We start from the raw sequence: 16113 nt of genomic DNA, 5'->3' as shown, positions 1-16113 counted from the left end.
GCTGGTTCTTTTGGCTCTTCTTTTGATTCTTCAACTTCTTTTGCTGGTTCTTTTTCTTCTTCTTTTTCAACTATATTCTGGATTACTGTTCCGTTAAAACTTATACTAATTTCATCCGAATCTAAATCAAATTTATACACCTTTTCACCTGGAGTACTCCATTTTATTACTCGGTTATTAAATGTTCCACCCTCACTTGTCAGTTTAATATTCTCAATAATTTCTCCTTCTAAATCATATACAGGAACTTGAATTTCTTCATTTACTTTTGCTTCATCTAAAAAGATTTTCTGTCTGCCGGCATCAATTGAAAACCATTGGCCTAATTGTATTAACGGCCTTACATCACGAATCTCATTTCCAGCTAATTTTAAACTGAGTAGGTCTAACATTGGGCTAAGAACTGAAACATCTTTAATTTGATTATCAGCAAGATTTAACCACTGTAAACTTTTTAATGAAGATAGTGGTGTTATATCTTCAATCTGATTATGAGATACATTCACATCGTTCAACTTTTCTAAGTTTGAGATAAATTCAATATTCTTCAAACCTACTCCTTCTAAAGTAAGTTTTTCTAAGTTCATCATATATTCTAAACCTGTTATATCTTTTATATTTTCCCCTTTTTCTTTAAGTATCTCTAATTTTTTAATCTGCAATAAATCTTCTTTTGTGATAGGAGCGTTTAAATTCTCTCTACCTAAATTCTCTTTATTAATATGTTGTTGTAAAGTTTTATCAAGAATTATATTTTCCTTTTGTTCATCATTTCCTTTTATTTCATCTAACCTTTCAACAACATTTTGAATTACTGTTCCATTAAACTTAATACGATTCTCTTCTGGTTTTATATCCAACAGAAATTCGTATGTTTTTTCACCAGTAGTACTCCATTTAACAGAACCATTATTAACTACTCCATCTCCATTCTTTAATTGAACAGTATCGAGTGGCTCTCCTTGTAAATTATAGATAGGTATTTTAACTTCCTTATCTTTTTCTACATCATCTAAAAAGATTTGTTGTCTTTGAATATCAATGTACATTCTTTTCCCTAACTCTTGAACCGGTCTAACATCACGAATTTCATTTGACCCTAGCTTTAAATCGTATAAACCTTTTAAGTGGCTAAGTGGCGTTATGTCTGAGATATAGTTTTCTTCTAAATTAAGTGATTGTACGGTAGACAATCTTGATACAGGTTCGATGTTTTCTAATTCATTTTTAGAAAGATCTAACTCTACTAACTTTTTCATTGGTGTAATATGTTCAATATTAGTCAGTCCATTGTTGCTTAAAGATAAACTCTTCACATTCTTCAATTGCTCAATCCCAGCAAGATTAGCATTACTAATTTGATTATTTGCTACAGTCAAAGTCTTTAAAGTTGTTACTGTAAATAATGGTTTAATATCTTTTATATAATTACTATTTAAATCTAGCATTTTGATCTTCTTCATTTGACTCAATGGGCTTAAATCCGAGATTTTATTGTTTCTCAAGCTTAAACTTTCGATATGTTCTAACTCAGCCAAAGGTCCAATATCTTTAAGTTCACCATAAGTTATACTTAATGATTTCAATTGTCTCAAACTCGAGATAAATTGTATATTTTCTAACTTAACTTCTTCCAATGTTAAGGTTTCTAAGTTCGTCATATATTCTAAACCAGTTACGTCTTGTATTCCTTTACTTTTCGCTTCAACGACTATTAAAGATTTAACTTTTAATAAATCTTCCTTAGTTATTGGCGTATTTAGATTCTCTCTATTTAAATTATACTTATTAATATGCCTTTGTAATTGCTTATCTAATATTACATTTCCGTCTTCATCCTGTTGATCCTCTTTATTTTCCTTTTGCTTTTCTGGAACATTATTTTCTAAATTTAAAGCATTTACTTCAAACTGCACTTGATATTTATTATCATAGGCCATTGTCGGAATATAAATATGCATTTGCATATTATATCTTTTTCCTAATTCTCCTACTTCAAACTGAATCACTTTCGTTCCGTTTTTCTTTTTATCTTCTGATATTACTTTTACATCATGAAACACACCAGGAGTATGAATATCTTCTGTTTTCAAGTATTTGAAGAAATCACTATCACTTAACGTTGCCGTTACCATTTTCTTTCCATTCTCAATCGTTAACTTAGGATCCTTTATATAAACAGCTGCCATAGACTCCTCATTCGTTTTATCTTTATATGCTTTCATAACAGCATCATATGTACCATCTTCTAAAGCATAGCCCTTTTTATTAGCCTCAATTGCTACTGCCGCTAAAGCAGGCGTTGAATACGTGGCAAATGGAAGTGATAACGCCGCAGCGATAATCATCGCATTTATATGTTTTCTTTTATTTTTTTTCAACTTTACATCTCCTCCAAAATATATAAATCTAAATGTAATCATATCTCGAATAAATGATAATGATTTTCATTATCAATGTCAACTAAAAAAATAAAAAGTTAACAAAAAAATAACCCCTTTTTAAGGGGGTTATGCCATTTTTTCTCCGGTTTCTTCTTTAAAAAAGCTCTTCATCGCATGGAATACGTCTGCTTTTTGCTTTAAAATATAATATCTAAAATTCTCATCTTTAATATTTTTATAGGCTGACATGAGGGTACTATGGCGGTTGTACTGGTTCACTTCCCCATATCCAAACATATTACACTTCTTCATTAACTCTTCGACAAGCTTTACACATCTAGCATTATCTGATGTTAAATTATCACCGTCTGAAAAATGGAATGGATAAATATTATAGCGGTCTGGTGAGTATTTATTATCAATTAGCTCGAGTGCTTTTTTATATACAGAAGAACATATCGTTCCGCCACTTTCTCCTTTTGAGAAAAACTCTTCCTCTGGAACTACTTTTGCCTCCGTATGATGGGCAATAAACTCAATATCTACTGTTTCATACTTCGTTCGTAGAAATCGCGTCATCCAGAAAAAGAAGCTACGTGCCATATATTTCTCCCATATTCCCATCGATCCACTCGTATCCATCATCGCTAATACAACAGCTTTTGAATCTGGCTTTAATACTTCATTCCAAGTACGGAACTTTAAATCTTCTTGGTGAATCGGATGAAAAGAGGCTTTACCACGCATCGCATTTCGTTTATATGCGGATATCATCGTTCGTTTCTTATCGATATTTCCCCATAATCCAGTCTTTCTAATGTCATTAAATTCAACATGTTCAATCCGGTTTTCATCTATTTCTTTTCTCTTTAAATTAGGCAGCTCTAACTCTTTGAAAAATGCTTGCTCTAATTCTAAAATAGAGACTTCAGCTTCATAATAATCTTCTCCAGCCGCCTCCCCTGCTCCTTGCCCTTTTCCTGGTCCTTTTTGCTTTTGACCACCTGATCCATCTCTCGCAACGACATCACCAACTTTGCTGTCACCATTTCCTTGCCCAACGTGTTTGTTTTTATCATAATTGTACCTAATCTTATATTCATCTAAAGAACGAATCGGTATTTTTACAACATCCTTACCATTAGACATAACTATGCTTTCTTCTGTTACAAGATCGGGTAAATTATTCTTAATTGCCTCTTGTACTTTTTCTTGATGGCGTTGTTGGTCGTCATATCCTTTGCGATGGAGGGACCAGTTTTCCTGTGAAATCGTATAATTTGGTTGGTTTTCTTCACCCATTTCTTTCCCTCCTTACTGTAATTGTCTTCCCTTATGAACAGTAAGCTAGAAATTTTGTTTTATACTGTGCAAGCTAGAATGAAAGATAACTGCCCATCGAAATTCATCCCATAAACATATATAACGTTTTTCATATAATACTCCGAGCATCCTAAACAAAATTTTGCCACTCACATACTAGAAAGAAATATTCAGCCGTTGATAAGAAAGAAACACAATGCATAGTTGCACACATTTACACTTTGCAACATATTGTATTGTGTTGGCTTTTTTCGTATGAATGGTTGGTTACTCTATCATATGCATATTGTAAAAATAATTGACAATAAATTCATGAAATTGTATCTTAATTTATTACATTTGGACAAGGTATGACACTTTACACATATAAATGGATAATAAAACGCTGTCCCGCAAAATACAAGAGACAGCGTTTTGTTATCAAACTATCGGTTTAGCAGACTACCTACATAGCGTAATAATTCATTCGCAGATGAAGAATTATAGCCGTGCTCATCAATTAAGCGTGCAACAACATCATTGATTTTCTTAAGCTGATTTTCGTCTGGCGTTTTCGTTGATGTTGTAATTTTCACTATATCTTTTAAATCAGCAAATAGTTTTTTCTGAATCGCTTCGCGAAGACGCTCATGTGAATTATAATCAAAGCGTTTTCCTTTACGCGCATAAGCAGAAATGCGAATTAAAATTTCTTCACGGAATGCTTTCTTAGCATTTTCTGAAATTCCAATTTGCTCCTCAATTGAGCGCATTAGCTTTTCATCTGGACTCATTTCTTCACCTGTTAATGGATCACGTAATTTCGATTTATTGCAATATGCTTCAACGTTATCTAAGTAATTATCCATAAGTGTCTTCGCTGATTCTTCATATGAATACACGAATGCTTTTTGTACTTCTTTCTTCGCAATTTCATCATATTCTTTTCTCGCTAATGAGATGAAATTCATATAACGCTCTCGATCTTCATTACTAATTGACGGATGCTGATCCAACCCGTCTTTGAGCGATCTAAGTACATCTAATGCGTTAATAGATGGTACCTCTTTTCGAATAATTGTAGAAGAAATTCGGTTAATAACATAACGAGGGTCAATACCTCTCATACCTTCATCTTGATATTCACGTTGCAGCTCCTCTACATCAATCGCATTATAGCCTTCTACCGTTTCTCCATCATATAAACGCATCTTTTTAATTAAATCAATATCTGGACGCTTCGGATCTTTTAAACGAGTTAAAATCGTAAACATTGCTGCAACGCGAAGTGTGTGCGGTGCAATATGCACATTGGATACATCACTTTCACGAATCATTTTTTCATAAATATGTTCTTCTTCACTCACTCGTAAATTGTATGGAACTGGCATTACAATAATTCTTGAGTGCAATGCTTCATTTTTCTTGTTTGCTATGAAGGAACGATACTCCGTTTCATTCGTATGCGCTACAATTAATTCATCTGCTGAAATAAGCGCAAATCTTCCCGCTTTGAAATTCCCTTCTTGCGTAAGCGATAATAAATGCCATAAAAACTTCTCGTCGCATTTTAACATCTCTTGGAATTCCATCATCCCACGGTTTGCCTTATTCAATTCTCCATCGAAGCGATACGCTCGTGGATCTGATTCTGAACCATATTCTGCGATTGTTGAAAAGTCCAGACTACCTGTTAAATCGGCGATATCTTGTGATTTAGGATCAGACGGGCTAAATGTACCAATCCCTGTACGGCGATCTTCCGAGAAGAAAATACGCTCTACAACTACATCCTCAATTCTTGAACCATATTCTTGCTCTAGACGCATTACGTTTAATGGCGATAAATTCCCTTCAATTCTAACTCCATACTCACCAAAGAAATCATCCCGTAAATGATGCGGAATTAAATGCAGTGGATCTTCATGCATTGGGCAGCCTTTAATTGCAAAAATTGCGCCTCGATCTGTTCGTGAATATGTTTCTAATCCTCGTTTCAGCATCGTAACTAATGTTGATTTCCCGCCACTAACAGGACCCATTAATAATAAAATACGTTTTCTAACATCTAATCGTTTTGCAGATGGATGAAAATATTCCTCCACAAGACGTTCTAAAGCATCCTCTAATCCAAATAGCTGATTACTAAAGAAGTTATACTTTCTTCTACCATCTACTTCTTCGATTCCAGCATCTTTTATCATATTGTAAATGCGAGAGTGTGCTGTTTGAGCCACCCATGGTCTTTCCTTCACAAGCTCTAAATACTCCGCAAACGTACCTTCCCATTGTAACCGTTCTTCTGCTGCTCGATGCTGTTCAATCTTTTTTAGAATATCCATTATAGCTCCTCCCCCATCTCCTTGTTCAATCGGATTATTATAAAAGGTATGCTAGGATGTCCTTAAACATTCTTTAAATCAAAATGAAATATACAGTAGTGCTATAAAATTCTCTCCAAAATTCAAAGAAAATTCTGTATAATATAGGTATTAAAGTTTTTACACCTCTATTCATTTTAAATAAATTCTTTTCTTCCAAGAACCTTACATACATTTTGATTCATATTTAAGATTCGTAAACTGAAAAATAGGAGGGATATTAGTATGAAATTATTATTAATTTTAGGTGTATCACTCACATTTCTTACAGCTATTTTCACATCTGGTTACAATGATAAACCCGGTACACAAAAAAAGTGATGTGCTTCTTAGCACATCACTTTTTTTATCAATCATTTATAATACACATTTTCCACATCATATTTTGATAAAGGTCGGCTATAATAATAACCTTGCACAAACTTCACATTCTTTTCCTTCAAAAATTGTATTTGTTCCGCCTTTTCTACACCTTCTGCAATTACATTCAATTCCAAAGTATGAGCTAAATGAATAATTGCAGCTGTAATATTCGTATCACGTTCATCCACATGTATACCTTCCATAAAAGAACGATCGATTTTCAACGTATCAATTGGATACGTTTTTAAATAACTTAAAGATGAATATCCCGTCCCAAAATCATCTAAATGAATCTTTAAATTTTGTTCTTTTAATTGTAGCAATACCCTTTTCGATATGTCTTTATGCATAAGGGCTCCTTCTGTAACCTCTATCGCTAATAGATGAGCTGGTACATTGTACTTATGTAACGCCCGTGTAATCATCTCTATTAATGTAATCGAGCGAAAGTGCCTGGCTGAAATATTAACTGCAATCGGGACAACTTCATATCCTTTATTTAACCATTCACGTATTTGCCGACACACTTCATTTACTACCCATTCATCAAGCTTAATAATAAATCCTGTTCTTTCTGCTAGCGGAATAAATTGATTGGGAGAGACAAATCCCAATTCTTTATTCTCCCACCTTATTAAAGCTTCCATACTCGCTATTTTTTTCGTTTCAATATTCATTTGTGGCTGATAATACAAGCAGAATTCATTTTTTTCTATAGCACGATGCAATTGGTTTTCTATTATAAATCTTTGTTCACGCTCACAATCTAATCCACTGCAATAAAACTGATAATGCCCTTTTCCTTTTTCTTTTGCTTTTTCCAAAGCAGCATCAACTCTTTGGAATAATATTTTTTCATCCTCTCCATCTGTTGGAGCCATTACAATTCCGATTGACGCACTTAAATAGACGTCCTCTTCTTCGATTACAAAATGTTCACTAATCTTTTTTAGTATGCTTTTTGCAACTATCTCTACACGTTCTTTCGTTATATTTTCTATTAACATAACAAATTGATCATCGTGTTCTCTAAATAAGTGCATACCGTCTATTTGAAGACTGCTTAAACATTCTGTAACTTTTTGTAATACTTTATCTCCTTCTTTATGACCAAAAGTATCATTAATAAGGTGAAATTCATCTAAATCTATAAAAACAAGTGCAAACTCTGTATTATCATTTAAAAAAACATTTAACTTATTTGCACATGAAATTCTATTCATTAATCCTGTTAATTGGTCATAATAAGCTAAATATTCTGTTCGCATTTCATTCAATACTTGCCTTGTAACATCCCTCGTAACAATATATACCCCAACAATTTCGGCGTTCACAATAATCGGAATAGTTCTCAAAGAAATATAGAGCTCGTACCCTTCTTTATGAACATATTTCCTTGAAACAATTTGTTTTGCCCTTCCTTGCAGGGCTCCTTTAAATATAATTTGAAAATCTTTTTCATATTCCTTATTAATAAATTCAAAAATAAATTTATTATGTAATTCTTCATATCGATATCCAAATATTTCATACGTTGCTGGATTTGCATATGTAATTCTACCTATAGAATCCATAGATATAATGGAGTCATTATTATATTCTAATAACGACTTAAACAACATTTGTTTTTCCTCTATCTCTGCCTTTTCCTCAATCTGAGCTGTGATATCCCTCGTAATACAAATAATAAACTGACATACTCCTTCTTCGTCGAATACAGGATTAAGTGAAGATTCATAATGTAACTCACCCTTTGGTAAACTAACTACATCACAAAAGGTATGTGCTTTCGCTTCGCTCGCTACTTTTGCATATTGCACTCGCAATATTTCCGCCGTATCTTCTGATAATACTTCAGCAAACGTTTTTCCATAACATTCTTCGCCTAGCTTCGCATAATCCATACCTATCTTATTTACATAAATATATTTAAAGGTTTCCTCATCCATAACTTTCACAATAAATACTAAATCTTGAATAGCATGTAATAGTCCTCTTCTTATTAAATCCATATCTATCATACTTAAAAAGGTATTTTGATTATTATATTGTTCCTTCATATTTATCTCAACCCGTCTAATCTATTTTTATTCATATATCCCATTCTATATGAATATGTACCCTTTTTTAAATGTATGATTACATATTATTTTTATTTTTAGAAAAAAAGTCGCCATATGGCGACTTTTAATAAACAATTTCTAAATCTAATCCCGGATAATTTTGTTGACGGAATGCTTCATAAATTAAAATAGCTGCTGTATTAGATAAATTTAATGAGCGCACTTTATCAGTCATTGGAATACGTAAACAATGATCGAAATTTTCTTCGATTACATTAGCTGGTAAGCCGTTTGTTTCTCTTCCAAATACAAAATAGTAATCCTTCTCACGTTTGCTATAATCAAATGCTGTATGAGCTTTCTCGCCATACTTTGTTAAATAGAAGAATTCACCGTCTTTATTTTTCTCATAAAATTCTTCAATTGAATCATAATACGTAACTTTCACGTGCTGCCAATAATCTAATCCTGCACGCTTTAACATTTTATCATCCGTTGAAAATCCAAGCGGTCTAATCAAATGTAATTCTGTTCCAGTTGCTGCACAAGTACGAGCAATATTCCCTGTATTTGCTGGAATTTCTGGTTGATATAAAACAACATGTACTCCCACGCGATATTCACCTCTGTTTTTTGTCTACTACGTATTATACCACTTGAGCGAAAAATCTCTACCCATTAATAATATGAAAGAATTTATATTTCATTTGTGGTGTATATTTACTAGAATCTTCATAGTTCCAATAACGCCGACGGCTATTCGCTGAATGTGCATTTACAAGTGGCATACCATCTGCGTCTTTTGCTACTACAATCGTCGTATGATTCCACCTACCATCATCCTCGAAATCATAAGCGATGACATCACCAAGAATAAGGTCCTCTGGCCTTTCTACCGCTTCAGCTCGAAGCCCTGTTGTAGCACCTGACAAATACCAATAAAAAGAGTGTGCGACAGCCCAGCTCCAACTCCACTGATTCTCCCTTTGCCACCATCCTTTGCGAATATTAGGATATCCATTCATTGGTACTTCTCCAGTATGAAGACATTGAGAAATAAAATTCGTACAATTATCAGGGAAATTACGATATACAGGGTTTCGATCATCCCACCAACGCTCTGCATATTTAACTGCCTCTAAACGGTTGTACTGATAAGAACCATACTTCTCTTTTGTAACTTCCCTTTCTAACGTCTCACTCATTCCAACTGCTTCTGGCACTTCAATAGCATAATCACCTATTACCCGACTATTATTTAAACAAACTCTTCGTTTTAGTTGTTCCTCTTCGATATAAAATAATTCTTTATGCTTAATTAAATATTTAAAATGTATTTGATAATCAATTTCTTGATGATTGCTATTATTTAATTGTCTCATGAAAGAAACATCCGCAGTTGCTTTCACTATCTCTGCATTACGCTTTTGAAACAATTGTTTCTTTCTCTGTGCTATTTGTAATAAATCTTCAGCAATACCATCTACATTTGTTCGTTTCTCTGTTACATATGCTAAAAATTGTTGTACTTGCTTTTCAATATTTATTTTTACAACCATTTCGTCTCCCTCCCATATTACAATATGAAGAAGGGAGATATTATCTACTCTTTTTTCTGCGCTAACAATTCAAGTCCGCGATTCATTTCATGAAGAACCCCTTCATCTTTCTCACGTTGCATCGCTTTTTCAATAGCTTCGCCCACGCCATCTCCACCAATTTTCCCAAGTGCCCATGCTGCTGTTCCGCGAAGTACTGGTCTTGGATCGTCTTTCATAACACCAATTAAATCTGGAATTGCTGATGCCTCTTTAAAATGCGCAAGTGCCAAAATTGCATTTCGTTGCAACGGCTTTTTACCTCTCCATGAACCAGACATAATTCCATATTTCTCTTTAAAATCACGATTGCTAATTGTTAAAAGTGGTGTTAATAACGGCTTAACTAACTCAGGATCTGGTTCCATCTCAGGATGATTATGAAAATCCATTCCTTTATTTTTCGGACAAACAGTCTGACATGTATCACATCCATAAATACGATTTCCTATTTTGTCGCGGTATTCTTCCGGTAGGAATCCTTTCGTTTGTGTTAAAAATGCAATACATTTCTTCGAATCTAACTGTCCTCCTTGTATTAAAGCGCCTGTAGGACAAACATCAATACATTTTGTACAACTTCCACATTGATCTTCTATCGGCTGATCTGGTGGGAAGGGAACGTTTGTAATTATTTCTCCTAAATATACATACGAACCAAATTCAGGTGTAATAATAGCGCAATTCTTACCACTCCATCCAATACCGGCACGCTCCGAAACAGCTCGATCACTTAATTCACCCGTATCAACCATTGACTTAACTTCTATATCGGGAAGTTTTTCGATTAAATATGCTTCTAATTTTTGCAAACGATCTCGTAAAACAAGATGATAATCTTGTCCCCAAGAGGCACGACAAAAAATACCGCGGCGTTCTCCGCGCTTACTTAATGGTGCATTTTTTAATTTTGAAGGATACGCTAATGCAATCGCAATAATTGATTTTGCACCAGGTAGTAGAAGCTGTGGGTTCGTTCTCTTTTCTATATCAGACTCTTCAAATCCCGATTGATAATTTAATTGTTGTTGCTGGATTAACCTCTGCTTTAATTCCTCAAATGGTGAGGCACTAGCAAAGCCTATTTTATCTATACCAATTGTTTTACTATACGCAATGACATCTTGCTTTAATTGTTCAAAATCCATTCCTAATCGCCTCCTCAGATGAATCCATCCCTTATGTAACGACTATATTGGTTAGCAATTCACTTTTGGAATACTATTCTTTACTTCTATTTTCGCATACAATTATGTTTTTCAAACATTAAAAAACGCAATGCCTCGTTTATCTTAGAAACGAAACACTGCGTTGATCACAATTTATAGAAAAACATTTAATAAAATTTGGAGCGGGTGAAGAGAATCGAACTCTCGACCAGAGCTTGGAAGGCTCTTGTTTTACCACTAAACTACACCCGCAAATATGAAATAAATATAAGATATTAGAATAACTTATGTAAAGTAGTATAGCATGTAAAAAAAACGGAAGCAAGAATTTTATCGAAAAAAGTCGAAAAAGTGATGAGTATCTCATCACTTTTTCAATTCTTTATCAATCGCCTTCTTCATACTATCGAAATCAGGGTTTGCAAGATTTCCGTTTATATATACTGAAGGAGCACCTTGAACTTTTAATTTTTGAGCACGATCTGAATCTTTACGTACTTTTTCTTTTATTTCTTTACTGTGTAAATCTTTCTTAAATTGTTCTACATCAACTTTCGGAAGCTTCTCTTTCACAATGTTAAGAAGTAATTCTTCTGTAATCCATTCTTCCGTGTCTTTCTTTTGACTTTGATAAATCTCATCGTAGAAAATCCAGAATGAATCTTGATCTTGTTTATAAATTGCTTCACCAGCTGCTGCACCTAAATCAGAGTCTTTTCCGATAAATGGGAAGTTAATAAAGTATAACTGCACTTTACCTTTATCGATATACTCTTCTTTTAATCGTGGTAATACTGTTACATCCCAAGTACGACAAGCAGGACATTTGAAGTCTCCAAATTCAACTACCTTAACTGGGGCATCATCTTTCCCTAAAGATTGTTGTGTGGAATAAGCAAACATCTCATTCCCTTTATCTTTTTTGTCATTTATGATGCTATACGCAATTGTTCCGATTACAATCAATACTGCGATAGAAAAAACTACACCAAGAGCCATGAGTTTATTTGATTTCATATACATTCCTCTTTAAATTCATATTCTGTATACAGCATTGTACACAATACACATAATATCAACACTTATATACGTCACGCAATGAACACGCTCACATAAATTACAAAAACACAATAATTGTGACGATATTGTGTCACAATTTATTCAAAAAAAGGAAGCTCCTATGTAGGAACTTCCTTTAGCTTACTGCTTTTTCACGAGCACTCTTTAACATCGACTGCTCTGTTTTTATATCATGACGAATTACTAACTTCTCACTAACTGCTTGCACATACTCATTATGATTGATATAGCCTTCTTTCTCCATTAATCTCAAAACGACATTTCGTCTCTCTACGGCCTTATCATAATTTTGTGCAGGTGAGTAATAAGCGGGTGCCTTTACTACAGCAGCCATCATTGCACTTTCAGCCAACGTTAATTGGCTCACCTTTTTACCGAAGTAAAGGTTTGCTGCTTTTTCAATTCCCCATGCTCCTTCTCCGTAATAAATATTACTTACATACAATTTTAAAATTTCATCCTTCGTAAATGTCCGTTCAATTTTTTTCGTATAAAAAATTTCTTTCCACTTACGAGAAAATGTACGTTCATTCGTTAAAAAGGCATTTTTGGATAACTGTTGTGTAATTGTGCTTCCGCCTTGCACAACACCACCAGCTTTTATATTCTCAACAGACGCTCTGACAATCGCTATATAATCTAAACCGTTATGATGATAAAACCTTTTATCTTCTGTCGCAATAAATGCATGTGTTAATGATTCTGGCACCTCTAACTTAGCAGGTACATGTAATTTACTAATATCACTTTGCTCGATCATTATATTTCCAATGAATAATAACGTACAACTTAACAATAATAATAAAATAATGGCTTTATAAAAGAATTTAGTCATTGGATTTAATGCAACTTTTTGATGATAGTTCACCCTAGATAATACTCGTTCTTTCATCTTAAACACCTCTTTTCCACACAGCGTATAACTCTTACTTTAAGAATACCTTGTTGTAAAAAAATATCCCATCGATTTCTCTTACACGTACCTTACATCATTGTAAGGTATAAAAAAGTATTGTATCACAGTCCTTTTTTATCTACTATTCATCTGAAATATTGAATATAGATTATGCTAAACCAATAACAGAGTATACCTTAAGCCTATACTTCCCTATTAAAACATCCTATTTTCATTATATCATCTACAAAAATATATATTTGTAAGTATCTAGTAATCTAAATGTATACAATATATCATACATTATACAGAACAAACGTTCCTGAAATCAATACTAGCACTATTATTATTTTGACCTTTTTCTTAAACAGTATACAAAAAAGAGTAGTGATTTGATTGTATCTCAAACCGGCTACTCTTTTCTTCACAATCTACCTATTAAATTATATGGCTGCACTTCCCACGTTTCGTACGGAATACAATGTGTTGCTCTCATCGCATCAAGCGTTCTGGATTTCATATGAGGACGCGTTATATACTCATCTATATTCTCTTCATTTAAAACAACAAATTTAGCCTCTTGTATTTCTTCAGGCTGAATTTGTATTTCACCGCTCACGTATGCCACTTTAAAAACAACACCTAGAATGTGCATGGAAGCATTATAATAAACTCCTGTAATACCGATAGGCTTCACCGTTAATCCTGTTTCCTCTTTTATTTCCCTACAAACAGCTTGATCGAGCGCTTCTCCTTCTTCCACCTGTCCTCCTGGCAACTCCCACGTATCCGATCGCCAATGTACTTTAGCTAATAACACTTCGTCTTTTTCATTTGTTAAATAACCTGCTACAGCAACGATATGCTTTGGTGTTTTATGTTCCATATTAAACCTCCTAGAAATAATGATTATTTCATATATCCCTATAAGCATATTCCCTGTCTAAAACAAAATACCTTTACTAATTCATCCTCTTAATTAACTTCATGAAAAAAAGCCCCTATCCGTTAAATGAACAGGGGCTTCTATCGTATTATTCTCCTAAGTCTACGTTGTGGTAAACTTGTTGCACATCTTCTAGATCTTCTAATGCATCAACCATTTTTTCAAATTGTACTTGAGCCTCTTCAGGAAGTTCTACATCACTTTGTGCAAGCATTGTTAATTCTGCAACTGTGAATTCTTCAACACCAGCATCTTTAAGTGCAGATTGTACGGAATGGAATTGATCAGGTTCAGCATACACGATAACAGAATCTTCTTCTTCTAGAATGTCACGTGCATCAACATCTGCTTCCATTAAAATTTCAAGAACTTCATCTGATGTTTTACCTTCAAGACCGATAACAGCTGTCGCATCAAACATGTAAGCTACAGAACCGTTTACACCCATGTTACCACTGTTTTTGCTAAATGCAGCTCGTACATCTGCTGCAGTACGGTTTACGTTATTTGTAAGTGTATCTACAATTACCATAGATCCATTTGGTCCGAATCCTTCATAACGAAGCTCGTCATAATTTTCTTCTGAACCGCCTTTTGCCTTTTCAACTGCACGATCAATAATTGTTCTTGGTACGTTGTATGTTTTCGCACGTTCTAATACAACTCTAAGCGCTTGGTTTGATTCTGGATCTGGCTCGCCTTGTTTTGCTGCCACATAAATCTCACGTCCAAATTTCGCGTATATACGGCTTGTATTTGCATCTTTTGATGCTTTTTTTTCTTTAATATTATTCCATTTACGACCCATACTTTCCACTCTCTTTCCCGTTTTAAATCTACATAAAAATATTAATATGAAATATAATGTGTATTCAACACATTTTTAAAAGAAATATAAAAAGTTCATTTTTGATTCATATTACAGACATAATATAAATTACTATCATTTTGTTCTTTCGACAAGTTATATTATACATGAATTTCTACATTTATTACGAATTTTAAAAGCACATAGTATAATTTAACAAAAAAGACTCTAACAGAAATGTTAGAGTCTTTTTATATAGCCGATACATATTTCCATAATATTCCCATAACTACTTTCTATTGTTGTATAATAAAAAAAGGAAAAAATTTGAAGAGAGATGGAGGGAGAAGTATGACACATTCACATGAGAAAAAAGCACATGGTCTGAAAGGAATAGGAGAGAAGTTAAACCCAACTATCTATCAAGTGAGATTCATGAAATTAGATGAACCAATTCAATTTGAGTCATTTCCTGAATTAAAGGAATTAGGAGATTGGTTGAGTACTTCAACGCACATGTGGGCGTGCCACTCAACTATGTACAAGTACAACAAAGAAGAGTTTGAAAAGAGGTTTTTAGAAATTACAAACTTAACCGTTGATAATGTACTAATATCTACTGGTGCTGTCGGATTTAACTTCATGTCACCGGGTTGGAGAAATTCTCTCTAGAGTGCTCGAAGGGAATATTGTATATACAATATTTTGCTGGAATTTTATAGAATATCACAATTAAAAGGATAAAAATGAATGTTTGTTTTTATCATTTTAATGTTTCGCAGTCTACTCACCGTACACTTTTTGTACTTATTTTGTCATATAATGAAAAGGAAATACAAAAAAACTCTATACTAATTGTATAGAGTTTTTTTCGCCGTTCATGATACCGATGGTCGGGGTCGAACCGACACTCCCGAAGGAACACGATTTTGAGTCGTGCGCGTCTGCCAATTCCGCCACATCGGCACAAAAGAAAGGCGGCAACCGGATTTGAACCGGTGGTAAAGGTTTTGCAGACCTCTGCCTTACCACTTGGCTATGCCGCCATGCTAAATTTTATTGGAGCGGAAGACGGGATTCGAACCCGCGACCCCAACCTTGGCAAGGTTGTATTCTACCACTGA

Annotated in this window: 12 protein-coding genes and 3 tRNA genes; 1 reads left to right on the top strand and 14 read right to left on the bottom strand. The window is 33.9% G+C overall.

Annotated elements, in window-relative coordinates:
• From CER22_RS28790 to CER22_RS28720, 12 genes are all read right to left on the bottom strand, one after another.
• Positions 1 to 2381, bottom strand: a 2381-nt coding sequence (locus CER22_RS28790; protein ID WP_088610255.1) for a leucine-rich repeat domain-containing protein, incomplete at its 3' end; no start/stop codon positions are given.
• Between the two features lie 129 nt (positions 2382 to 2510).
• Complete coding sequence (gene yhbH, locus CER22_RS28785; protein WP_088610254.1) at positions 2511 to 3686, bottom strand: sporulation protein YhbH; 1176 nt, start codon at positions 3684 to 3686, stop codon at positions 2511 to 2513.
• A gap of 446 nt (positions 3687 to 4132) precedes the next feature.
• Entirely contained in the window at positions 4133 to 6028 is a 1896-nt protein-coding gene (locus tag CER22_RS28770; protein WP_000353275.1) for a PrkA family serine protein kinase, read from the bottom strand.
• Positions 6029 to 6420: 392 nt separating this feature from the next.
• Positions 6421 to 8490 (bottom strand): sensor domain-containing protein, encoded by a 2070-nt coding sequence (locus CER22_RS28760; protein ID WP_088610253.1) that lies wholly within the window; start codon positions 8488 to 8490, stop codon positions 6421 to 6423.
• A gap of 127 nt (positions 8491 to 8617) precedes the next feature.
• Positions 8618 to 9106, bottom strand: a complete 489-nt coding sequence (gene trmL / locus CER22_RS28755; RefSeq protein ID WP_000538149.1) for a tRNA (uridine(34)/cytosine(34)/5-carboxymethylaminomethyluridine(34)-2'-O)-methyltransferase TrmL — start codon at positions 9104 to 9106, stop codon at positions 8618 to 8620.
• Positions 9107 to 9164: 58 nt separating this feature from the next.
• Positions 9165 to 10052, bottom strand: coding sequence for an amidase domain-containing protein (locus tag CER22_RS28750; protein ID WP_000260555.1), 888 nt, complete (start codon positions 10050 to 10052; stop codon positions 9165 to 9167).
• A 44-nt stretch (positions 10053 to 10096) separates the two neighbouring features.
• Positions 10097 to 11239, bottom strand: a complete 1143-nt coding sequence (queG, locus tag CER22_RS28745; RefSeq protein WP_088610252.1) for a tRNA epoxyqueuosine(34) reductase QueG — start codon at positions 11237 to 11239, stop codon at positions 10097 to 10099.
• 199 nt (positions 11240 to 11438) lie between these two features.
• Positions 11439 to 11512, bottom strand: a tRNA-Gly gene (locus CER22_RS28740).
• A 114-nt stretch (positions 11513 to 11626) separates the two neighbouring features.
• A complete protein-coding gene (locus tag CER22_RS28735; RefSeq protein WP_000841323.1) occupies positions 11627 to 12277 on the bottom strand; it encodes a DsbA family protein in 651 nt (216 codons plus the stop codon).
• Positions 12278 to 12455: 178 nt separating this feature from the next.
• Entirely contained in the window at positions 12456 to 13232 is a 777-nt protein-coding gene (locus tag CER22_RS28730; protein ID WP_088610251.1) for a transglycosylase domain-containing protein, read from the bottom strand.
• Positions 13233 to 13659: 427 nt separating this feature from the next.
• Positions 13660 to 14121 carry an NUDIX hydrolase gene (locus CER22_RS28725; protein WP_088610250.1) on the bottom strand — a complete coding sequence of 154 codons (462 nt, stop codon included), beginning with the start codon at positions 14119 to 14121 and terminating at the stop codon, positions 13660 to 13662.
• 148 nt (positions 14122 to 14269) lie between these two features.
• Complete coding sequence (locus CER22_RS28720; protein WP_088610249.1) at positions 14270 to 14989, bottom strand: YebC/PmpR family DNA-binding transcriptional regulator; 720 nt, start codon at positions 14987 to 14989, stop codon at positions 14270 to 14272.
• A gap of 351 nt (positions 14990 to 15340) precedes the next feature.
• Here CER22_RS28720 and CER22_RS28715 point away from each other — a divergent pair, with 351 nt between their 5' ends.
• Entirely contained in the window at positions 15341 to 15661 is a 321-nt protein-coding gene (locus CER22_RS28715) for a DUF3884 family protein (RefSeq protein WP_046956772.1), read from the top strand.
• A 212-nt stretch (positions 15662 to 15873) separates the two neighbouring features.
• Here CER22_RS28715 and CER22_RS28710 read toward each other — a convergent pair.
• Positions 15874 to 15955 (bottom strand) — tRNA-Leu (locus tag CER22_RS28710).
• Positions 15956 to 15964: 9 nt separating this feature from the next.
• A tRNA-Cys gene (locus CER22_RS28705) sits at positions 15965 to 16035 on the bottom strand.
• Between the last annotated feature and the right edge of the window lie 78 nt (positions 16036 to 16113).

This window comes from Bacillus sp. K2I17 (assembly GCF_002209985.1).
GTDB classification, from domain to species: Bacteria; Bacillota; Bacilli; order Bacillales; family Bacillaceae_G; genus Bacillus_A; species Bacillus_A wiedmannii.
Note: the sequence above shows the minus strand (reverse complement) of the source record. Positions and strands in the feature narration are given on the sequence as shown.